Consider the following 763-nt stretch of genomic DNA (forward strand, 5'->3'; position numbering starts at 1 on the left):
GTGGTGCCCACGCGGAGCTCCGGCGCGGGAGCCTCGGGTTCAGGAAGCGTGGGGTCGGGAGACAGGGGGGCGCTACCGGGTGCATCGATTCGGGACATCAGGCTCGCTCCGAGGAAGGAGGAGCCCACGCCCTGTGCAGCCCGTGCGCCACGCCCAGGTGCCCGGAATCACAGGCACCCTCTGGCCTCCATGCGCCCGGGCCTGGGACCCGGGTCCCGCGTCCCAGACGGGCTCAGCCCAGCACGTCCTGGGCGCGGCGGTAGTACATCTCGCGGCTCGCGAGGCCGTTGTAGCCGCCGTTGATGCGGCGGGTGACCTCGCGGAAGTTGCCCGCGTCCGCGTAGCTGTTCAGGTTGCGCGACTGCCAGTACCAACCCGCGATGCGGAACGCGACGTCCGGGTCCTTCGCGCGCTCCGGGTGCCCTTCCAGGTCGATGCCCAGCGCCTTGCCCGCCGCACGGTAGTTCGCGCGGCCCGTCAGCTGGATGGGCCCTCGGCCCTTGTAGCGCTTGCCGTCGCCCGGCTGCGTGTTGCCCAGGTCCTTGCGGCCCTCGTACGCCGCGCCGGAGGCGATCTCCTCCATGTAGCGCAGCTCGCCGCTCTCGTGCGCCAGCTGCGCCAGGAACATCTCCTTGCGCCGGGGCGTGTTGATGTTCGCCTCCGCCATCGCCTTGTTCAGGTGCGGCAGGTACTGCTCCGCCTTCGCCTGCGACAGGTTCGGCATGATCCGCCGCAGCTGCGCCACCGTCACCCCACCCTTCCC

The 763-nt window shown here is 71.2% G+C and carries 1 protein-coding gene; it reads right to left on the reverse strand.

Features of this window, described 5'->3' with window-relative positions:
• Positions 1–232 precede the first annotated feature (232 nt).
• A partial coding sequence (locus tag D7X55_RS39945) for a glycoside hydrolase family 19 protein (protein WP_301340945.1) occupies positions 233–763 on the reverse strand: 531 nt, incomplete at its 5' end.

The sequence above is a fragment of the Corallococcus sp. AB049A genome, assembly GCF_003668885.1.
GTDB lineage: Bacteria > Myxococcota > Myxococcia > Myxococcales > Myxococcaceae > Corallococcus > Corallococcus interemptor.